Source organism: Streptomyces sp. NBC_00358 (assembly GCF_036099295.1).
GTDB lineage: Bacteria > Actinomycetota > Actinomycetes > Streptomycetales > Streptomycetaceae > Streptomyces.
Genome location: NZ_CP107976.1, coordinates 8,047,650 through 8,069,282, shown reverse-complemented (window position 1 = coordinate 8,069,282; position 21,633 = coordinate 8,047,650). Strand labels below are relative to the sequence as shown.

14 protein-coding genes and 1 pseudogene are annotated in these 21,633 nt (G+C 71.5%); 9 read left to right on the top strand and 6 right to left on the bottom strand.

Annotated elements, in window-relative coordinates:
• Positions 1–166: 166 nt before the first annotated feature.
• Entirely contained in the window at positions 167–1,255 is a 1,089-nt protein-coding gene (locus OHT01_RS34525; RefSeq protein WP_328557032.1) for an NAD(P)-binding domain-containing protein, read from the top strand.
• Positions 1,256–1,409: 154 nt separating this feature from the next.
• On the opposite strand, the pseudogene mltG reads toward OHT01_RS34525, so the two are convergent.
• Positions 1,410–2,246, bottom strand: a pseudogene (mltG, locus tag OHT01_RS34520) (endolytic transglycosylase MltG); the annotation flags it as partial.
• A gap of 44 nt (positions 2,247–2,290) precedes the next feature.
• Complete coding sequence (locus OHT01_RS34515; protein ID WP_328557030.1) at positions 2,291–4,090, bottom strand: ABC transporter ATP-binding protein; 1,800 nt, start codon at positions 4,088–4,090, stop codon at positions 2,291–2,293.
• Positions 4,091–4,204: 114 nt separating this feature from the next.
• On the opposite strand from OHT01_RS34515, the gene OHT01_RS34510 reads away from it, so the two are divergent.
• Complete coding sequence (locus OHT01_RS34510) at positions 4,205–4,660, top strand: MarR family winged helix-turn-helix transcriptional regulator (protein ID WP_328557029.1); 456 nt, start codon at positions 4,205–4,207, stop codon at positions 4,658–4,660.
• Between the two features lie 192 nt (positions 4,661–4,852).
• Entirely contained in the window at positions 4,853–7,807 is a 2,955-nt protein-coding gene (locus OHT01_RS34505; protein WP_328557028.1) for an FAD-binding and (Fe-S)-binding domain-containing protein, read from the top strand.
• 72 nt (positions 7,808–7,879) lie between these two features.
• Here the strand turns inward: OHT01_RS34505 and OHT01_RS34500 are convergent, their stop codons facing one another.
• Together OHT01_RS34500 and OHT01_RS34495 are read right to left on the bottom strand one after the other, a co-directional pair.
• Complete coding sequence (locus OHT01_RS34500) at positions 7,880–9,529, bottom strand: peptide-N4-asparagine amidase (protein WP_328557027.1); 1,650 nt, start codon at positions 9,527–9,529, stop codon at positions 7,880–7,882.
• A gap of 87 nt (positions 9,530–9,616) precedes the next feature.
• The gene (locus OHT01_RS34495) at positions 9,617–10,366 is read right to left on the bottom strand and encodes a L,D-transpeptidase family protein (RefSeq protein WP_328557026.1); all 750 of its coding nucleotides are present in this window, start codon (positions 10,364–10,366) and stop codon (positions 9,617–9,619) included.
• Positions 10,367–10,587: 221 nt separating this feature from the next.
• Between OHT01_RS34495 and OHT01_RS34490 the strand changes: the two genes are divergently transcribed.
• The 4 genes from OHT01_RS34490 to OHT01_RS34475 all read left to right on the top strand — a co-directional run bounded on the left by OHT01_RS34490 (position 10,588) and on the right by OHT01_RS34475 (position 15,881).
• The gene (locus OHT01_RS34490) at positions 10,588–12,501 is read left to right on the top strand and encodes an ABC transporter ATP-binding protein (protein ID WP_328557025.1); all 1,914 of its coding nucleotides are present in this window, start codon (positions 10,588–10,590) and stop codon (positions 12,499–12,501) included.
• On the top strand, positions 12,498–14,336 hold the full coding sequence (locus OHT01_RS34485) for an ABC transporter ATP-binding protein (protein WP_328557024.1): 1,839 nt from the start codon (positions 12,498–12,500) through the stop codon (positions 14,334–14,336). Before OHT01_RS34490 ends, OHT01_RS34485 begins: the two co-directional genes overlap by 4 nt.
• Positions 14,337–15,098: 762 nt before the next feature.
• Positions 15,099–15,569 carry a DUF5709 domain-containing protein gene (locus OHT01_RS34480; protein WP_328557023.1) on the top strand — a complete coding sequence of 157 codons (471 nt, stop codon included), beginning with the start codon at positions 15,099–15,101 and terminating at the stop codon, positions 15,567–15,569.
• Positions 15,570–15,605: 36 nt separating this feature from the next.
• Entirely contained in the window at positions 15,606–15,881 is a 276-nt protein-coding gene (locus OHT01_RS34475) for a type B 50S ribosomal protein L31 (protein WP_328557022.1), read from the top strand.
• Positions 15,882–16,171: 290 nt separating this feature from the next.
• On the opposite strand, the gene OHT01_RS34470 is transcribed toward OHT01_RS34475, so the two are convergent.
• Entirely contained in the window at positions 16,172–16,966 is a 795-nt protein-coding gene (locus OHT01_RS34470) for a metal-dependent hydrolase (protein ID WP_328557021.1), read from the bottom strand.
• 145 nt (positions 16,967–17,111) lie between these two features.
• On the opposite strand from OHT01_RS34470, the gene OHT01_RS34465 reads away from it, so the two are divergent.
• The gene (locus OHT01_RS34465; RefSeq protein ID WP_328557020.1) at positions 17,112–19,625 is read left to right on the top strand and encodes a DEAD/DEAH box helicase; all 2,514 of its coding nucleotides are present in this window, start codon (positions 17,112–17,114) and stop codon (positions 19,623–19,625) included.
• A 19-nt stretch (positions 19,626–19,644) separates the two neighbouring features.
• Complete coding sequence (locus OHT01_RS34460; RefSeq protein WP_328557019.1) at positions 19,645–20,511, top strand: acyl-CoA thioesterase; 867 nt, start codon at positions 19,645–19,647, stop codon at positions 20,509–20,511.
• Here OHT01_RS34460 and OHT01_RS34455 read toward each other — a convergent pair.
• Positions 20,498–21,532, bottom strand: a complete 1,035-nt coding sequence (locus OHT01_RS34455) for a DUF6397 family protein (protein ID WP_328557018.1) — start codon at positions 21,530–21,532, stop codon at positions 20,498–20,500. The two genes, OHT01_RS34460 and OHT01_RS34455, sit on opposite strands and share 14 nt — an antisense overlap.
• Positions 21,533–21,633: the final 101 nt, after the last annotated feature.

The window sequence follows — 21,633 nt, the reverse complement described above, 5'->3', positions numbered from 1 at the left end:
TCGCGGGCTACAGGGGTTCTCGTGCGCGGTGCCGAGGGCATCGGATCCCGGCCCGCGGCGACGGTGTGCCCAGCCGGTCCCCTGCGCCGGGGACGCGGGTCGTCGATCGCCTCACAGCTCGGCGTCCGACGGGAAGATCCCGGGGCCCGCTCCAGTTGGTAGAAGCGTGAACGACACAGGAGTACGCGCGCGTGAGGTCGATGTGGTCGTCGTCGGTGCGGGCCAGGCCGGGCTGGCCGCCGCCTACCACCTGCGGCGCACCGGCTTCGAGCCCGAGCGGGACTTCGTCGTGCTCGACCACGCGCCGCACCCCGGCGGTGCCTGGCAGTTCCGCTGGCCGTCGCTGACGTACGGCAAGGTGCACGGGATGCACTCCCTGCCGGGCATGGACCTCACGGACGCCGACCCCGACCGCCCTTCCTCGCAGGTCGTCCCGGAGTACTTCGCCGCCTACGAGCGCGCGTTCGACCTGCGGGTGCGCAGGCCCGTCGACGTCCGGGCGGTGCGGGAGGGGCCCGCTGGGCGACTGCTCGTGGAGACCCGCGCCGGCACCTGGACGACCCGGGCCCTGATCAACGCGACGGGCACCTGGGACCGCCCGTTCTGGCCCCACTATCCGGGCCAGGAGACCTTCCGCGGACGGCAGTTGCACACGGCGCGGTATCCGGGGCCGGAGGAGTTCGCCGGGCGGCGCGTGGTCGTCGTGGGCGGCGGCGCGTCCGGCACCCAGCATCTGATGGAGATCGCCGACCGCGCGGCGGAGACGACCTGGGTCACCCGGCGTCCCCCGGTCTTCCGCGAGGGGCCCTTCACCGAGGAGTTCGGCCGGGCCGCCGTCGCGCTCGTCGAGGAGCGCGTCCGCCAGGGACTTCCGCCCCGCAGCGTGGTCTCGGTCACCGGGCTGCCGCTGAACGACGCGATCCGGCAGGCGCTGGCCGACGGCGTACTGGACCGGCGGCCCATGTTCGACCGGATCACCCGGGACGGCGTGGAGTGGGCGGACGGACAGCGCGTGGACGCCGACGTGATCCTGTGGGCGACCGGCTTCCGGGCCGCGATCGACCATCTGGCACCGCTGCGGCTGCGCGAGCGGGGCGGCGGCATCCGCGTCGAGGGGACGCGCGCGGTCGCCGATCCGCGGATCCACCTGGTGGGCTACGGGCCGTCGGCGAGCACCATCGGCGCCAACCGGGCCGGACGCGCCGCCGTGAGGGACATCAGGCGACTGCTGGCGGAGGCCCCGGTCGCCGCGTGACGCCCCGGCATGCCGCTCAGCGCGTGGGAGAACCCGAGGGAGCCGGTGCCGCGCCGGCAGCGGTGGTGGGTGACACCGTGGCAGGGACCGCCGGAGAGCCCGTCGGAGAGCCCGCCGGAGAGGCCGTCGGAGAGGCCGTCGGAGAGCCCGCCGGTGAGCCCGTCGAGGACGCGCTCCTGTGGTTCCGGTCGAACTCGGCGACGTTGCGCTGGTGCTCCTCGTAGCCGGCCGTGAAGCGCGTGTCTCCCGGCTTGACCGTGACGAAGTACAGCCAGTCCCCCGCGGGCGGGGTGATCGCGGCCTTCATCGCCTCCTCGCCGGGGTTGGAGATCGGCGTGGGCGGCAGGCCCATGCGCCGGTAGGAGTTGTAGGGGCTGTCGACCTTCGTGTCGGCCTGGCTGGTGCTCAGGGTGGAGCGGTTCAGCGCGTAGTTGATGGTGGAGTCCATCTGCAACGGCATACCGCGTTCCAGGCGGTTGTAGATGACCCGGGCCACCTTGCCCATGTCCGCCTTGGTCGCCGCCTCCGCCTGCACGATGCTCGCGATCGTGACCGCCTGATAGACGTTCATGGCGTTGCGCTGCGCGCCCGCGGCGACCGGCGCACCGTTGAACCTCTTGTTCGCGGTGTCGACCATGAACGTCAGCATGGACTCCGGAGTCGACTTGCCGGCGATCGGGTACCTCGCCGGGAAGAGATAGCCCTCGGGGTTGCCGCCGGCGTCGTTCGGAAGTTTGAGGTTGGCTTTGTCGAGGGACTTCTTGGTGGTGCCCGCGGGCACTCGGAGGGCCTTGTCGAGGGCCGCGTAGACCTGTCCGGAGCGCCAGCCCTCCGGAATGAGGAGCGACGTGGGACGCGCGTCGTCGGTTCCCATGCTCAGCAGCGGCACCGCCACGGCGGTGGCCGCCACGACGGCTCCGGTCGCGATGAGGGCGACCCGGCCCCGGCGCGTCAGTCGAATCGTGCTCCGTGGCGGAGTGTTCATCTGCATAACGGGCACGGTAACCCGCTAATGCAGACAAACCCGGCATATCGTCATCTTGTCGGCTCCAGTTGGGCGTCCCGGTGGACAAGGGCGGCGTAGCGCCCTTCCTGGGCCAGCAGTTCCTCGTGCGTGCCGCGCTCGACCGCGTGGCCCGCGTCGAGGACGACGATCTGGTCGGCGCTCCGGATCGTGGACAGCCGGTGCGCGATGGTGAGCGTGGTGCGGTCGGCCGACAGGGCGTCGATGGCCTCCTGGACGGCGTGCTCGGTGCGGGTGTCCAGGGCGCTGGTCGCCTCGTCGAGGATGAGTACGGGCGGATCGCGCAGGATCGTCCGCGCGATGGCGAGGCGCTGCTTCTCTCCGCCGGAGAACCGGTGGCCGCGCTCGCCGACGACCGTGTCGTACCCGTCGGGCAGCGACGCGATGTGCTCGTGGATCTGGGCCGCCCGGGCCGCCGCGTGCAGTTCCTCGTCGGTGGCGTCCGGCTTGGCGAAACGCAGGTTCTCGGCGACCGAGGCGTGGAAGAGGTACGTCTCCTGGGAGACGACGCCGACCGCGCGCGCGAGAGTGTCGAAGTCGAGGTCGCGCACGTCGACCCCGTCGAGGGTCACGCGCCCGCCCGTGACGTCGTACAGCCGCGGCACCAGATAGCTGAGCGTGGACTTGCCGGAGCCGGTCGGTCCGACGACGGCGAGGCTGCCGCCGGCCGGGACGGTGATGTCGATGCCGTCGAGGATCGGGGTGCCCTTGTCGTCGTAGCGGAACTCGACGTCCTCGAAGCGGATCTCGCCCTTGACCTGGTCCAGGTGGACGGGGCTCTCGGGCTCGGTGATGTCGATGGGAAGGTCGAGGTACTCGAAGATGCGCTGGAACAGCGCGAGCGAGGTCTGGATCTGCACACCGGTGGACAGCAGGCCGACCGTCGGCCGGAACAGTCCCTGCTGGAGCGAGACGAAGGCGACGAGCGTGCCGATGGACATGGAGGGGCCGCCGAGCTGAAGGGCGACGCCCGCGGTCCAGTAGATGACGGCGGGCATGGCCGCCATGACGATGCCGATCACGGACATGCGCCAGCGCCCGGCCATGTTCGAGCGCACTTCGAGGTCGACGAGTCCCTCGGACTCCTCCGCGAAGGACTTCGTCAGCGAGTCGGCCCGGCCCATGGTGCGGCCGAGCAGGATGCCGCTGACGGAGAGCGATTCGGTGACGGTGGCGGCCATCGCCGCCATCTGCTTCTGGCGCTGGGTGGTGATCTTCTTGCGTTCGTTGCCGACCCGGCGGCTGATCCACACGAACACCGGCAGCAGGAGCAGGGAGACGAGCGTCAGGCGCCAGTCCAGGGCCACCATCGCGACGATCGTGGCCACCACACTGGTCAGGTTGGAGACCAGCGAGGTGGCGGTGGAGGTGACGGTCGCCTGCATGCCGCCGATGTCGTTGGCGATGCGGGACTGGACCTCGCCCGTGCGTGTCCTGGTGAAGAAGGCGAGCGACATGCGCTGGAGGCGGCCGTAGACCGCCGTGCGCAGATCGTGCATGACCCGCTGGCCGACGGTCGTGGAGATCAGGGTCTGCAGGACGCCGAAAACGCCGCTCAGGACGGCGCTCAGGACCATGCCGAGCGCCAGCAGGGTCAGCAGACCCGTGCGGCCTTCGGGGATCGCCGTGTCGAGGATCGCCTTGAGCAGGAAGGGCGTGGCGACGGACACGAGGGACGCGGCGCCGACCAGGAGGCCGACGATCGCGAGGCGGCCGCGATAGGGCCGGAAGAGGGTCAGGATGCGGCGCACCTGCCGTGGCTGTTCCTTGTCGGCAGGTGGGGGGCTCCAGGTGGACTGTTCGGGGCGCAATGGACTCCTAGGGAAACGGGACTACGGGGACATCGGTGAGGATCCGACGACTGACGGAGCCTAGCTCATTGTTACCTATACTCACAATGAACGGCATCCTGATATTGTTCCCGCATGACCACCCCCGATGCCGACGGCCTGCTCGCCGAGCAGTTGCTGCGTCTGACGCGCCGCGTGCACCGCATCCAGAAGCGCCATCTGGAGCAGCGCGAGCTGGGCATCACACCCGCCCAGTCTCGGCTCCTGCGCACGCTCGCGCACTACAGCTCACCGCCCCGGATGGCCGATCTCGCGGAGCGCCTCGAAGTGGTACCGCGCGCGGTGACCACGCTGGTCGACGGCCTGGAGGCGAGCGGCAGGGTTCGCCGGGCACCCGATCCCACCAACCGCCGGGTGATCAGGATCGAGGTCACGGACGAGGGCCGCACGGCGCTGCGCGAGCTGCGCGCCGCGCGCCGCGGCGCCGCGGAGGAGATCCTGGCTCCATTGACGGACGAGCAGCGCGGGGTGCTCGGCGGACTGCTGGACACCTTGGTGGACGGCATGCCGAGGGCGGAACACCGCTGCTGAGCCGGCTCGGGACGGCCACGCCGCCGAGACGGCTCGGGACGGAATGCCGTCGCGGGCCGCTCGGACACGGCGCGCCGCACCGCCGCTCGGCAGCCGGGCCCGACCCGGTCGCCCGCCGCCGACGGCCGGTCGCCTGCGGTGGGCAGCCGACCGGGCGGCGCTGCCCGGTGACCCCGTGAGGAGTGGTGCGCGATGCCTCTGCTGGAGCCCGACCCCGACGCGCTGCGACCCGGCACGCGCCCCGACGCCCCCGCGGCCGACCGGGTCCCCGACGACCGGGCCGGCGGCACCCCCGAACCCCTGCGCGGTGACCTGACCGCCCTGCTCGGAGCCGACAAGGTACTGACCGGGATCTCCGACCTCGTGCGCTACGCCTCCGACGCCAGCCCCTACCGCTTCGTGCCGCGGGTCGTCGTGGTCCCCGAGGACATCGACGACATCTCGGCCGTGCTCTCGTACGCGCACGGCAAGGACCGCGAGGTGGTGTTCCGCGCGGCCGGGACCTCGCTCAACGGCCAGGCGCAGGGCGAGGACATCCTCGTCGACGTACGCCGGCACTGGACCGGCGTCGAGGTCCTCGACGGCGGCGCGCGGGTCCGCGTCGCGCCCGGCACGACCGTCGCCCGCGTCAACGCCGCGCTCGCCCGGCACGGGCGCGTGCTCGGGCCCGATCCCGCCAGCGCGATCGCCTGCACGGTCGGCGGCGTGGTCGCGAACAACGCCTCCGGCATGACGGCGGGCACCACCCGCAACGCGTACGTCACCCTCGCCTCGCTCACCTTCGTGCTGCCGACCGGCACGGTCGTGGACACGGCGGAACCGGACGCCGACGAACGGCTGGCGCACGCCGAACCGGCCCTGTGCGCCGGCCTCATGGGGCTCAAGGCGGAGATCGAGTCGGACCCCGAACTGGTCGACCGCATCCGCGCCAAGTACACGATCAAGAACACCAACGGCTACCGCCTGGACGCCTTCCTCGACGGCGCGACGCCCGTCGAGATCCTGCGCGGCCTGATGGTCGGCTCGGAGGGCACCTTCGGCTTCATCGCCGAGGTCGTCCTCGACACCCTGCCGCTGGAGCGGCGGGTCTCCGCCGCGCTGCTCTTCTTCGGCTCGCTGCCTGCCGCGGCCTCCGCCGTACCCCTGTTCACCGACGCCGGCGCCTCGGCCGTCGAGCTGATGGACGGCAACACCCTGCGCGCCTCGGTGAGCGTCGAGGGGGTGCCCGGGGACTGGGCGGCCCTGCCCGGCCCGACGACCGCGCTGCTCGTCGAGTTCCGCGCTCCGGACGAGGCCGCGCAGGAGGCGTACGAGGAGCGGGCACGCACGGTGCTGGCGGGGCTCCCCCTGGTGTCGCCCGTGCCCTCCGTGACGAACTCCCTCACCCGCGACCAGCGGACCGTCGCCGGCTACTGGAAAGCCCGCAAGGCCTTCGTCACCGCCGTCGGCGGCGCCCGTCCGTCCGGTACGACGCTGATCACGGAGGACTTCGCGGTACCGCCCGCCCGGCTCGCCGAGGCCTGCGAGGCGCTGCTGGAACTCCAGACCCGGCACGGTTTCGACGCCGCCGTGGCGGGCCACGCCGCACACGGCAATCTGCACTTCCTGCTGGCCTTCGACGCCTCCAGGCCGGCCGACGTGGAGCGGTACGCCGCCTTCATGGACGCGTTCTGCCGGCTCACCGTCGAGCGCTTCGACGGCTCGCTGAAGGCCGAGCACGCCACCGGACGCAACATCGCGCCCTTCCTGGAACTCGAATGGGGCCCCAGGGCAACGGAGTTGATGTGGCGCACGAAACGGCTGATCGACCCCGACGGAGTGCTCGCACCGCGCGTGGTCCTCGACCGTGATCCCCGCGCGCACGTCCGGGGCCTGAAGACGATCCCGCGGGTGGAGGCGATCGCCGACCCCTGCATCGAGTGCGGCTTCTGCGAACCGACCTGCCCCAGCCAGGACGTGACGACCACACCGCGCCAACGGATCGTGCTGCGGCGGGAGATGATGCGCCAGCCCGGCGGCTCCCCCGTCGAGGACAGGCTCCTGGAAGCGTACGGATACGACGCCGTGGACACCTGCGCGGGCGACTCGACGTGCAAGCTGGCCTGTCCGGTCGGCATCGACACGGGCGCCCTGATGAAGGAGTTCCGGCACGCTCGGCACTCGCCGCGCGAGGAGAGGGTCGCCGCCCTGGCCGCGCGGTACTTCGGCACGCTCGAAGGCTCCGCGCGGCTGGCCGTCGCCGCCGTGGACCGCGTCGGCGACCGCCGGGTGAACGCCGTGACCCGGGCGGCACGCAAAGTCGTCCGCCCTGATCTCGTGCCCGAGTGGCTGCCTCGGATGCCGGGAGCCGCAGCCTCCGCCATGCCCGTCACCTCCCGCGTGGGTTCGGTCGCCGTGTACTACCCGGCCTGCGTCAACCGCATCTTCGGCAGCCCCGGAGACATGTCGCTCGCGCGGGCCGTCGTCGCGGTCTCCGCGCGCGCGGGAAAGCCGGTCTGGATCCCGGACGACGTGAAGGGGACGTGCTGCGGAACGATCTGGCACTCCAAGGGGTACGACGCGGGCAACGCCGTGATGGCCGATCGCATCGTCGAGGCGGCCTGGGGCTGGACCGCGGGAGGCAGGTTGCCGCTCGTCGTGGACGCGTCGTCCTGCACGCTCGGCATCGCCCGGGAGGTCGTACCGTATCTGAGCGCCGACAACCGGGAGTTGCACGCCGAACTGCGGGTCGTCGACTCGCTGGTGTGGGCCGCGGACGAACTCCTCCCCCACCTCACCGTGCACCGGACCCTCGGCTCCGCGGTGCTCCACCCGACCTGCTCCATGCGGCACTTGGGCGACGAGGCACAGTTGCGCGCGGTGGCCGAGGCGTGTGCCGACGAGGTGGTGATGCCCGACGACGCCGGGTGCTGCGCCTTCGCGGGCGACCGGGGCATGCTCCACAGGGAACTCACCGAGTCGGCCACCCGCGAGGAGGCGGCTTTCGTGACCTCCCGCGACTTCGACGCGCATCTGTCGGCGAACCGCATGTGCGAGGTGGGGATGGACCACGCGACGGGCCGCGACTACTACTCGGCCCTGCTGGCGCTGGAGCGCGCGACCCGTCCCGAGCCCCGGGAGGCCCCGCCGGCCGACCGGTCCGGATGACCGGTCGGCCCGCCCCGCCCGAAGCGGACAGGCGCCTCCTTCGCGCGTCCGTCACGCCGCGGACGGCCTGGCTCAACAGCGGGCGCGGTCCTCGGTGAGCACCCCCTGCACGGTGACCAGGGCGCGGTCGTAGCAGCCCGCGGGGCCGTACAGCCGATAGCGCTCGCTCGTCGTGGCCACCGCGTGACGCTGGTCGCGCGGCACGTTCGCCGTGTAGGTGGCGTCGCCCGTGTAGGTGTCGTCGAGCCGTGACCACGTGGTGCGCCGGCCACCCCGGGCCCCGGCCACGGCGGCCCGGTCGCCCAGCGTCAGCACGGTCCGCAGCCGGTCGTCCGCGCCGAGGGTCGTCGTGCCGTCCATCGTGTACGTGCGCCGGGTACGCGTCGTGCTCGCCGGGCCGCGTCCGTCGACGGTCACCACCTCGTCGTCGGTCCACGTCGCCTCTAGGCCGTCCGTGTTCTCACCGTCGGTCCAGCGGTGCGCGGAGCTGTTCCCGAGCGTCCGGCCGACCGTGGTCAGCACCCGGCCGTGCGAGGTGTCGAGGTAGCCCGCGACCGTCAGCCGGTGGCTTCCCACGGTCTCGACCCGGTTCTCGGAACCGGGCGTGTACGTCGAGGAGTTGGAGATCGCGCCCGCGTCGGACCGGGTGAGGGCACCGCTCAGGTGGGCGCGCCGCGCGTCCTGCCAGACGAGCACGTTGACCGGAAGGCTCCATCCGGTCTGCGCCTCCGGAACGCCCACGACAGAGACGTCGATCCGGTGCGGAAGCCCGTCGTCGAGAAGTCCGGCGAACGGGGTCAGGTCGTACTCGACGGGTCTGACGTCGAAGGCGCGGGGTCCCGGAATCACGTACCAGAGGAAGGGGCTGGACCATCCGCCGGTCCAGACGGTCGGGAACGGCTCGGCGATTCCCGCGAGTTGGCCGTCGACCTTGATCTGCACCTCACGGTAGGGGCCGTCGCCCTTGCAGGAGTACGGTGCCGCGTCCGGGACCGTCAGATACCAGAACTCCTCGCAGCCGCCGCCGGACCCGGTCGCGTACACCTCGGCGATCACGCGCTCGCTGTTGCGCGGGGTGGTCAGGGTGCCGTCCGTCAAGGTCAGCACACGGTCGGGGGCCACGGCGGCCCTGCCCGCGTAGAACGTCAGCGTGGCCTTGACGTCGAGGACACCGGTGTAGGTGTCGTCGACGACGTTCCCGATGAGCATCTCGACGTCGCTGCTCTGCCGGAACGTGGCGCTGTAGCGCGTCACGTCCTTCTCCACGGACCAGGTGATCCCGTCGGGCGACGGCTCCGGGGTGGACGTGCGCAGGATCTCCACGCCGCCGACATGGAGATACCCGAGCCGGTCGAACTGCCGCCCCTTGACCTTGCCTTCGAGCCGGAGCACGACCTTGCTCCAGTGGTCGCCACAGCCCGTCGGCGGGGTGTACGTGCCCGTGTAGGGCGTGAAGTCGCGGAACCGGGCCTCCGCCAGGGTCACTTCGCAGGACGGCGCGACCGGCCTGCTGACGGGCGGGGAGGCGGTGACGGGGTCGTGCCAGTCGCTGCCGAACTCGGCGGGCACGTCGGTCGATCCGGCGGCCGCTGGTGCGCCGGAGGCCGCGGACGCGGGTGCCGGCACGGACGCGGTGGCCGCCGGAGCCGGGGCCGCCCCGAAGAGGGCGCTCGCCACGAGGGTCACCCCGGCGAGCATGGACATGATGACCGGTCTACTCATGTGCGGTGTTCTACGGTGCGGTCGGGCTCACCGCAACGGTGCGTCGGGGGCCACCGGTCACGCCCGATTCGGCACGCCCCCGGCCCGCTAGGCCTTCAAGTCCCCCTTGTCGCCCATCAGTACGACAGGGTGCTGCTCGGGATCGAGGGTGCGCAGGAGGTACTCCATCGCCGGCTTGGGCAGGCTCACGCACGCCGACGTACCGCTGCCGTGGTCCATGTGCAGCCAGATGCCGCCGCCCTTGTCGTCGCCCCACGGGCGACTCGGGTCGTCCGGCGGGTTGCCCTTGACGCGGTTGTAGTCGATCGCGATGACGTAGTCGAAGTCGTGCCAGTGCGACTTCGCCCAGTAGTGCGGGGCCTGGAAGTCCTGCGACTGCGTGTACGGCAGCCGGGCGCCCGGGTCGTCGAGCACGCCGCCGGCGTCGCTGAGCGTGAACACTCCCACGGGGCTCCGCTTGTCGTCCTCGTGGTGGTCGGTCGTCCAGCCCTTCTTCCCGTTGTGCGCGGCCCAGCTCCGGGTCTTCACCCATGTCGTACCGGACTTCGTGTAGAGCACGGCCGTGGAGTCCGCGGAGTCCTTGCCCTCGCCGTAGACCGCCAGGACCTGGCGCGAGTCGGAGGGGATCTGCCGCTGGAGCCGGTCGCCGACCTCGGGGATGCGCTTCGGGTCGACTGCGGGCGCGCTCGTCCGGGCGGCCTCGCCACCGGCTCCCGCGTGCGCCTTCGTACCGTTCCCGCTTCCGCCCTCCGGACCACCGCAGGCCGAGAGGCTGACGGCGACGACTCCGCAGACCATCGCGGCGAGCCCCGTACGCATCGCACCGTTCTTTCGCATGCCGCCCATCCTCGCATCACGTATCGGGCGAATCATTCTCCCCCCTGGGCCCCGGCCAGTCGTGTTCCCTCCGGGCCGGTTCCATGCCCCGGACCCGAAAATCGTTTGCTTTCGACCACGCTGCGACGCGAACCTTTCACGGTTTGCTACCGGCCCCGCGGCCGGACGGTCGCCGAAAGTCGCGGCTCCCTCCATCCCCTGACACGAGCCACTGGGGCGTCATGCAGATCCAAGACCTTCCGTATCCCGACCCGGGTGTGCCCGACGCACGCTCAGGTACCCGATTCCTGTGGTGGCTCGGGCGGAATCAGCTCGGCGGACAGTTCAAGGCCCTCGCCTGGGGGTTGCTGCACTTCCTGGCCGTCTCCGCGCTGCCGTTCTGCGTCGGCCGGGCCGTCCAGTCCGTCGTCGACCACTCCGGGACCGGGCTCGCCCTGACCGGCGCTCTCATGGTGCTGTGCGGCGCGTGCATCGCCCTGGGCGACACCATGCTGCACCGCACCGCGGTCACCAACTGGATCACCGCCGCCGCACGCGTGCAGCAACTGCTCGCCCGCAGAACCGCCCTGCTGGGCTCCGCGCTGACCCGGCGCGTCGCGGCGGGCGAGGTGGTCGCTGTCTCCACCGGCGACGTCGAGAAGATCGGCTGGTTCGTGGAGGGCATGTCCCGGTTCACGGCGGCCGCCGTGACGGTGGTGCTGGTCTGCGTGGCCCTGGTCGTCTACCAGCCGGCGCTGGGAGTGCTCGTCGCCCTGGGCGTACCCGTACTGGCGGTGGCCGTGCTGCCGCTGCTGCCCCGCGCCACCCGGCGCGCCGACTTCCAGCGGGAGAAGGCGGGCCGCGCCACCGAGCTGGCCTCCGACACCGTGGCCGGCCTGCGGGTGCTGCGCGGGATCGGCGGCGAGGAGCTCTTCCTCGACCGCTACCGCCGCGCCTCCCAGGAGGTCCGCCGGGCCGCCGTGCGCAGCGCCCGTATGTGGTCGCTGATCTCGGCGATCCAGGTCCTGCTGCCCGGTCTGCTGCTGATCGCCGTCGTCTGGCGCGGTGTGCTGCTGGCCCGCGACGGCCGGATCACGGTCGGCGAACTCGTCACGGTGTACAGCGCCGTCATGCTGCTCGCGTACCCCTTGCGGCACTTCGAAGAGATCGCCATGGCCTATTCCTTCTCCCGTCCGTCGGCCAGGCGTGCCGCCCGGGTGCTATCCCTGGAACGGGCCATGGACAGCACCGGATCGCGTGCCCCGGAGGTCCCGGGCGGCGATCTGTACGACCCCGCCACCGGGCTGCTCGCTCCCGCGGGCCGGCTCACCGCCGTCGTGTGCGGCGACCCGGACGCGGCGGGACTGCTGGCCGAGCGGCTCGGCGGTCATGCCTGCGAGCGGGGCGAGGAGGTGCTCGTCGAGGGCGTACCGAGAAGCGACTCGGTGATCCTCGGGGGCGTACCGCTGGACGAACTGCCCCTGGAGTGCGCCCGGACCGCCGTCCTCGTCCAGGACAAGGACCCGGTGCTGCTGTCCGGTTCCCTGCGCGAGCTCCTCGACGTGCCCGCGTCGGGTCTGGTGAGCGCCGAGGCGGCCCTGTCCGCCGCGCAGTGCGGCGACGTACTGGAGGCGCTCGCCCAGGGCTCGCTGGAGTCCGGGGACCCGATGGACGCCCGCGTGACCGAACGCGGGCGCTCCCTGTCGGGCGGCCAGCGCCAGCGGCTCGCGCTGGCCCGGTCCCTGATCACGGACCCCGAGGTGCTGGTCCTGGACGAACCGACGTCGGCGGTCGACTCGCACACCGAGGCACGGATCGCCGACGGAGTGCGCTCCCTGCGCGCCGGGCGTACGACCGTGGTCTTCACCTCCTCACCGCTGCTCCTGGACCAGGCGGACCGGGTCGTGCTGGTCCACGAGGGCGAGGTCGTCGCGGTCGGCGTGCACCGCGAACTGCTGCACAGCGAACCGCTCTACCGGGCCGTGGTGACCCGCGAGACCGAGGAGGAGGCCGCCGTGGAAGCCGCGCAACGGACCGCTCTCGGCGGCGTGACCGTGGACGACGAGGCCGTACTGAACGAAGCCTCTCTGGACGAAGCCGTTCTGGACGAAGCCGTTCTGAACGGCGTACTGGAAGAAATCGAGGAGAGCGCATGATCGGCGTGGCGCCACCGGCGTACGACCCGGCCGCCCCGACGACGGCGAACACGCTGCCGGTCGGCGCGCCCGCGACCGTACGAGCCTATGTGGGCGAACTGTTCCAACGGCACCGCAAGGCCTTCCTGGTCCTGGTCGCCGTCAACACCGTGGCCGTCGTGGCCTCGATGGCCGGGCCCTATCTGCTGGGCTCGCTGGTCGACCGCGTCTCGGACCACACACGCGACCTCCATCTGCAGGCCACCGCCGCGCTCTTCGTCCTCGCGCTCGTCGTCCAGGCCGTGTTCGTACGCCAGGTGCGGCTGCGCGGTGCCATGCTCGGCGAACGGATGCTGGCCGATCTGCGCGAGGACTTCCTCGTACGGTCGGTCGGACTTCCGCCGGGCGTCCTGGAACGCGCCGGTACGGGCGACCTGCTGTCCCGCATCACCACCGACATCGACCGGCTCGGCAACGCGATGCGCGAGGCCGTGCCGCAACTGGCCATCGGTGTGGTGTGGGTGGCGCTGCTGCTCGGCGGACTCACCGTGACCGCCCCGGCCCTCGCTCCCGCCGTCCTGGTCGCCGTTCCGTTGCTCGTGGTGGGCTGCCGCTGGTACTTCAGACGCGCTCCGTCCGCCTACCGCTCCGAGGCGGCCGGCTACGCGGCCGTCGCCGCCGCCCTCGCCGAGACCGTCGACGCCGGGCGCACCGTCGAGGCGCACCGGCTGGACAGGCGCCGCATCGAGCTGTCGGACCGCCGGGTCCAGGAATGGACGGCGTGGGAGCGGTACACGCTCTGGCTGCGGTCCGTTCTCTTCCCGGTCGTCAACATCACGCATGTGACCGTGCTCTGCTCGGTCCTGATGATCGGCGGGGTCTTCGCCCTCCAGGGCTGGATCGGGGTGGGCCAGCTGACGACGGGTGCGCTGATCGCGCAGATGCTCGTCGACCCGGTCGGACTGATCCTGCGCTGGTACGACGAGTTGCAGGTCGCCCAGGTCTCACTGGCCCGGCTGGTCGGTGTCCGGGACATCGAGCCCGAGACGGGCGACCCGGCCGTGGCACCGGACGGACGCGACGTCCACGCGGACCGGGTGCACTTCGGCTACCGCGAGGGCGTGGACGTGCTGCGGGAGGTCTCCCTGACCGTCGCGCCCGGCACCAGGCTCGCCCTGGTCGGCCCGTCCGGCGCGGGCAAGTCCACGCTGGGCAGGCTGCTCGCGGGGATCTACGCGCCACGGGACGGCCGGGTCACGCTCGGCGGTGCCGAACTCTCCCGGATGCCCGCGGAGAAGGTCCGCTCGCACGTGGCCCTGGTCAACCAGGAGCACCACGTCTTCGTCGGCTCCCTGCGCGACAACCTGCTGCTCGCCGTCCCCCACGCCCGGCAGCGCGGGGACGAGGACGCTCCGGCCGCGACGCCGGCCGCCGGCGCCGATTCCGTCGACGCCCGGCTGTGGGCGGCTCTCGGCGCGGTCGACGCGGACGGCTGGGCGCGGGCGCTGGACGACGGTCTGGACACCGAGGTCGGCTCGGGCGGTTTCGCGCTCACTCCGGCTCAGGCCCAGCAGATCGCGCTGGCCCGGCTGGTGCTGGCCGACCCCCACACCCTGGTCCTGGACGAGGCGACCTCGCTCCTGGACCCCCGGGCGGCCCGTCACCTGGAACGCTCGCTGGCCCGCGTCCTCGACGGCCGCACCGTCGTCGCCATCGCCCACCGCCTGCACACCGCCCACGACGCGGACGTCATCGCCGTCGTCGAGAACGGCCGCATCAGCGAACTCGGCAGCCACGACGAACTGGTCACGGCGGACGGCGCGTACGCGGCGCTGTGGAGGTCCTGGCACGGCTGATCCGGACACCCGACGGAGCGACTCGATGCCCCCGGTCCCCCGAGCCACCAGGTACCGGGCCCGGGCCCGGGGTACGGGACGGGACCACCCGGCCACCGCGGGTGTGCCGGACGCCGGGTGACCGGTGCCGGGTCACCGGGCACCGGGTGACCGGTGCCGGGCGTCGGGCACCGGGCATCGGGCATCGGATGACCGGTGCCGGGCGTCGGGCACCGGGCGTCGGGTGACCGGTGCCGGGCTGAGTGGCTGCGCCGTCGTATCGGCACCCACGCCCGGGCGGAGCGGTGGGCGGAGCGGTGGGCGGAGCGGTGGGCGGAGCCGCTCGGCCCGCGTGGCCCGCCTGGCGGTTCCGTGCCGGGCCGCTCCCGTTCTCATGGTGGGGCGGCCCGGCACGGAACCGCCCGCACGGCGTGGCACGCCGCTGTCCTCCCTCAGCTCAGCGGCTTGCGTCGACGGTGAGGGACCGCGGCGGCGGGCCCGGCCGGCACGGGCCCGCCGGCCGCCGGGAGCGAGGTCGTGCCCGCCCCCGGCACGCCCCGCGAGAGGCGGGCCGGGCCGCGCGTCGACCCTTGCGGCGCCGCGGATCGGCCCCTGTGGCGTTGCGCGGTGCCGAAGGGGGGTGGAACCCTGGACGTGGGCACCCGCTCGGGGGACTCCCGGGAACCACCCGGTTCGCGCGGGGCGACACCTGTGTCCTCGGGCCCGCGCGCCCGCCGTCGCGTACGGCGGCTCCGGTCCCGTCCGCACCCCCTGGAGGTACCCGTGGACAGCGCCGACGGATGGGGAGACGACGTCTACCAGCCCGACGGATCCGAGGTACAGGACGACGCGGGGCTGCTCGACGCCGAGGACACACTGGTCACCGACGGCGTCAGTGACCCCCTGGACCGTGGCTGGTCCCCGCCGGAGCGGCCATGGGCGGTGGAGCACCAAGGCGTGACCGCCTCGGAGCGCCGAGCGGGCGAGACCCTCGACGAGCGCCTCGCCGACGAACTGCCGGACATCGCCGAAGCCGACGGAGACGGCATCGGCGACTGCCAGGGCACCGATGGCGAGCCCATCGACAACGAGGTGGGCACCCTCCGCTCCGGACGTCTGGTGGCCCCGAACGAAGGCGCGCACGAGGACGAGGAGAGCGGGCTCATCGCCACGGACATCGGTATCGACGGTGCCGCCGCCTCGGCGGAGGAGGCCGCGATGCACATCGTCGACGAGGACGCCGTGTCCGGCTGACCGACGCCCGCCGCGCGCCTTCCCCAAGGAGCTCCCATGCAGCAGGACAAGCAGCCCGACTACCACCCCGTGGTGTTCCGCGACCGGACCGCCGGCTACGCCTTCCTCACGCGCTCCACCGCGACGAGCGACCGGACCATCGAGTGGGACGACGGCGAGACCTATCCGGTCGTCGATGTCGAGATCTCCTCGGAGAGCCACCCCTTCTACACCGGCAAGGCCCGCACCGTGGACTCGGAGGGCCGGATCGCTCAGTTCGAGCGGCGGTTCGGAGGCGGGGAGCAGGAGTCCGGCGCGGGCGAGAACGGCTGAGCGGGGCCGGTGCCACCCCAGGACCGGAACACGAAGGACCGCCCGAGCCAGGACCGGAGCGCGTCGGTCCGCCCGAGCCCGACGCCCGGACGGACCGCCGCTCCCGCCCCGGCGCACGCCCACCGCGGGCACGGGCCATCCATCGTCGACGAGTGAGACGGGTGAGACCCGCGAAGCCGGCCACCGGCGTGTTCCGGGACGGGCTGGGGGCGGCCCTGGCCCGGGAGGGGCCGAGCACCTGCGCGGCCCGGGACGGGCCGCGTATCGGCGCTGCCCGGGCCGAGGCGACCTCAGATGAAGTTGAGCGCCGCCGCGCAGCCCACGCCGCCCAGCAGCATGAACACCGGCATGAGCACCTTCAGCTCGACCCAGCTGCCCGCGCGAAAGCGCATCACCTTGGGCGGGCCTATGGGGTACCAGCGCTTCCGGCCGACCGGGATGGGCCACAGGATCGGGCAGCCCGACACCGTCAGCGCGTCCCCGATGTCGTGCACCAGGGCGCCGAGGATGATCGGCAGACCGAGCCACAGGTACTCCTGGCCAGGCGCCGAGAACAGCCAGTCCGAACCGTTGCCCGGCTTGTCCAGGGTTTGCGCGAGGATCCACGAGCTCGTGGCCGCGAGCAGCCAGACCAGGACATTGCTGCTGGAACCGCGGGCGGCCCGCCACAGCAGACCCTCGATGGCCAGCACCATGTGCACGAAGAGGATGGCCAGGACCGCCCAGCGACCGCAGGTGATCGCCAGCACCGCCGTGCCCGCGCCGATCATCACCGCCCACAGCCAGGTGTGGGTCAGCGTGCGGTGACCGCCGTTGCGCCGGGGGTCGCCCGCCTTCCGGGTCCCCTTGTAGGCGGCGTAGGACAGTTTGTCGACGATCTCGCACAGCCGTCGTGACACCGGTCCGAAGGCGTTCGAGATGGTGGCGGCCTTGTGGTCCAGGTCCGGGGCCAGAGCGGCTCCGGCGCAGATCAGGGCGCCGACGAGCAGGACCGGCCAGGGCATGGTGTGGCCGGCCGCGGCGGCCGCCGCTCCGACGCCGAGCCAGGCCGCAGCCCCCGACAGTGAGTGTGCTGGTCCCATCATGGCCGTTCCCCGCCCCATTCCTCTTGTACCGCTGTCCAGTTGTCCACGCGCGCTGACGCGTGTGTGGCGCCACAGCGTAGCGTTCGTGATCTTTCCCCGAACATCCGATTCCCCCATCACGTGTGTCGACAGGCAAGATGGGGGCGTGACCCTTATCGATCAGCTGCCGCAGACCGCAGACCCCGACGCCCTCTACGAAGCCTTCGAGTCGTGGGCCGGGGAACGCGGTCTCACCCTCTACCCCCATCAGGAGGAGGCGCTGATCGAGGTGGTCTCGGGTGCGAACGTGATCGTCTCGACGCCCACCGGCTCGGGAAAGAGCATGATCGCCGCCGGTGCGCACTTCGCCGCGCTCGCCCGGGACGAGGTCACCTTCTACACGGCGCCGATCAAGGCTCTCGTCTCGGAGAAGTTCTTCGAACTCTGCAAGATGTTCGGCACCGAGAACGTCGGCATGCTGACCGGCGACGCCTCCGTGAACGCCGACGCGCCAGTCATCTGCTGCACCGCCGAGGTCCTGGCGTCGATCGCGCTGCGGGACGGCAAGCACGCCGACGTCGGTCAGGTCGTCATGGACGAGTTCCACTTCTACGCCGAGGGCGACCGGGGCTGGGCGTGGCAGATCCCGATCCTGGAACTTCCCCAGGCACAGTTCATCCTGATGTCGGCGACGCTCGGCGATGTCTCGATGTTCGAGAAGGACCTCACGCGACGCACCGGCCGCCCCACCTCGGTGGTCCGCTCGGCGACCCGGCCCGTCCCGCTGTCCTACGAGTACATGCTCACACCGCTGACCGAGACACTCACCGAGCTCCTCGCCACCAAGCAGGCCCCGGTCTACATCGTGCACTTCACCCAGGCGCAGGCCGTGGAGCGGGCGCAGGCGCTGATGAGCATCAACATGTGCACGCGCGCTGAGAAGGACCAGATCGCCGAACTGATCGGCAACTTCCGGTTCACCACCAAGTTCGGCCAGAACCTCTCCCGTTACGTACGTCATGGGATCGGTGTGCACCACGCCGGCATGCTGCCCAAGTACCGGCGACTGGTGGAGAAGCTGGCCCAGGCCGGTCTCCTCAAGGTCATCTGCGGTACCGACACGCTCGGTGTCGGTGTCAACGTCCCCATCCGCACCGTGCTGTTCACCGCGTTGACGAAGTACGACGGGACGCGCGTGCGCACACTGCGCGCCCGGGAGTTCCACCAGATCGCCGGCCGGGCCGGTCGCGCGGGATTCGACACGGCGGGCTACGTCGTCGCTCAGGCGCCGGAGCATGTCATCGAGAACGAGAAGTCGCTCGCCAAGGCGGGCGACGACCCCAAGAAGCGCCGCAAGGTGGTGCGCAAGAAGGCTCCCGAGGGCTTCGTCGGGTGGACGGAGGGCACCTTCGACAAGCTCATCACCTCCGATCCCGAGCCGCTGACCTCGCGCTTCCGTGTGACGCACACGATGCTGCTCTCGGTGATCGCGCGGCCCGGCAACGCCTTCGAGGCGATGCGGCATCTGCTGGAGGACAACCACGAGCCGCGCAAGCAGCAGTTGCGGCACATCCGGCGGGCCATCGCGATCTACCGCTCGCTCCTCGACGGAGGCATCGTCGAGAAGCTCGACGAGCCGGACCCGACGGGTCGCGTCGTGCGGCTCACCGTCGATCTCCAGCAGGACTTCGCGCTGAACCAGCCGCTGTCGACGTTCGCGCTCGCCGCATTCGAGCTGCTGGACCCCGATTCCCCCTCGTACGCCCTGGACATGGTCTCCGTCGTGGAGTCCACGCTGGACGAGCCCCGGCAGATCCTCGCCGCCCAGCAGAACAAGGCCCGTGGCGAGGCCGTGGCCGCGATGAAGTCCGACGGCATCGAGTACGAGGAGCGCATGGAGCGGCTCCAGGACGTGTCGTACCCCAAGCCGCTGGAGGAGCTGCTCTTCCACGCGTACAACACCTACCGCATGAGCCATCCGTGGGTCGGCGACCACCCCTTGTCCCCGAAGTCCGTCATCCGTGACATGTACGAACGGGCCATGTCCTTCACGGAGTTCGTCTCCTTCTACGAGCTCGCCCGTACCGAGGGCATCGTCCTGCGCTACCTGGCCAGCGCCTACAAGGCCCTGGAGCACACCATTCCGGACGACCTCAAGTCCGAGGACCTGGAGGACCTGATCGCCTGGCTGGGCGAGATGGTGCGCCAGGTCGACTCCAGCCTCCTCGACGAGTGGGAACAGCTCGCCAACCCCGAGGTGATGACGGCCGAAGAGGCCCAGGAGAAGGCCGACCAGGTCAAGCCGGTCACCTCGAACGCCCGCGCCTTCCGCGTCCTCGTGCGCAACGCGATGTTCCGCAGGGTCGAGCTCGCCGCTCTGGACAACGTCGACGAACTCGGCGAGATGGACGGCGAATCCGGCTGGGACGCCGACGCGTGGGGCGAGGCGATGGACAAGTACTGGGACGAGTACGAGGACCTCGGCACCGGTCCCGACGCCCGCGGTCCCAAACTGCTGTCCATCGTGGAGGAGCCGCAGAACGGCCTCTGGCGGGTCCGCCAGACCTTCGCCGACCCGAACGGCGATCACGACTGGGGCATCAGCGCGGAGGTGGACCTCGCGGCCTCCGACACCGAGGGCCGTGCCATCGTCAAGGTCACCGACGTCGGACAGTTGTGAGCACAGGAGAATCCCACCGATGACGAACCCAGCCGAGAGGCTCGTCGATCTGCTCGACCTGGAGCAGATCGAGGTCAACATCTTCCGGGGCCGCAGCCCGCAGGAGTCCCTGCAGCGGGTCTTCGGCGGCCAGGTGGCGGGCCAGGCGCTGGTCGCCGCCGGCCGCACCACCGAGGGCGACCGGCCCGTGCACTCGCTGCACGCGTACTTCCTGCGTCCGGGCCGACCGGGTGTTCCGATCGTGTACCAGGTCGAACGGGTGCGGGACGGGCGGTCGTTCACCACGCGCCGGGTCACCGCTGTGCAGCAGGGCCGCACGATCTTCAATCTGACCGCCTCCTTTCACCTGCCTGAGGAAGGGAGCTTCGAGCACCAGCTGCCGCCGGCCCGCGAGGTGCCGGACCCCGAGTCCCTGCCGACGGTGACGCAGGAGATCGAGGAGCATCTGGGCGTTCTTCCCGATGCCTTGGAGCGCATGGCGCGACGCCAGCCTTTCGACATCCGCTATGTGGACCGGCTGCGCTGGACACCCGAAGAGACGAAGGGTGCCGAGCCGCGCAGCGCGGTGTGGATGCGTGCCGTCGGACCGCTGGGCGACGACCCTCTCGTGCACACGTGCGCTCTCACCTACGCGAGCGACATGACGCTCCTGGACGCGGTCCGCATACCGGTGGAACCGCTGTGGGGTCAGCGCGGATTCGACATGGCGTCGCTGGACCACGCCATGTGGTTCCACCGGCCGTTCCGCGCGGACGAGTGGTTCCTGTACGACCAGGAGTCACCGATCGCGACGGGCGGCCGCGGACTGGCTCGCGGGCGCATCTACGACCTGAAGGGACGCCTGCTCGTCTCGGTCGTGCAGGAGGGCCTTTTCAGGGCGCTGTAGGAGGACGCGCGTCCGGTTTCACGCGACGCAGCCATCGGAGCAGCCTCCGCGACCGCGCGGACTCCGTTGTGGTGAGGGGGTCGTCCGTTGCGGTGAGCGGGGCGTCCGTTACAGCGAGCCGTTCTCGCAAGGTGCCCGGGGTACGGGGCGGTACCAGCGGGGCGGCTGGAGGGGGAGCCCCCGCCGGTCGGGCCACTGGCCGAATGGCCGTCGGCCTCGGGACCGCGATGGATGACGCATCCGGTGCCGGTCGGGGCGCGGGGCCGTCCTCCCTGGCTTCGGACACGCTCTGCGACAGGTCGGCCCTGAGCCAGCCGATCTCGTCGGGCTCGTCGGCCGTCGCGATGCGCTCGGCGATCCGGGCCGCGGGCGAGTCCGGAGCCGCCTGGGAAACAGGCCCGGGCCGAAGGCGGTTGAGATGGGCGCGCTCGTAGGGATCGTCGACGACCGCGGCCACGTGGACGGGGTCGAGCAGGGACGCCACCGCGGCGGCACGGGCCCAGGGATCCTCTGTCAGCCGCAGCAGGAACCCCAGGTGGCGGCCGCGCCAGTTGCGAGGACGAAGGTCGAGGCCGTCATCCAGCTGATCGCGGAGGCCTTCGGGCGTGCGACCGCTCATCATCCGCGCGTTCTGCTGGTCTGTGGCGAACTGCCGCAGTTCCTCGGCGAGATACAGCCACACGACCACCCGGTAGCGGTTCATATAGAACTTTACCGGCACCACCAGTCCCAGGCGGGCGAGGCGGGTGAACCGCTGGGCCGTGACGCCCATGAGAGCGGCGCCCTCCGTGGTGCCGACGGCCCTGACCCGCTCGCGCAGTGTTTCGGGGAAGCCGGCTTCGGAGCGCACACGGTCGATCTCGGCGCGCGCGACGCGGCGTCCCCCACCGCCCTCGTCGGGAACCGACCGCACACAGCCGAGGTGCAGGGCGAGGTCGAACTCGCCGCGCCTCAGCTCCAGTTCCCGTGCGGCTCGGCTGAGGGAGGAGGTGGCGGGCTGCGTGACGGTGTTGCCGGGCATGGCGGTCTCCCCCTGTGGTGTCGGAGGCTCGCGCCGGTGTGCGCTCGCCTCGGGAAAAACCGTATCCGGCCCGTCGGACATCGTGGCGAGCCTGTGGAAAA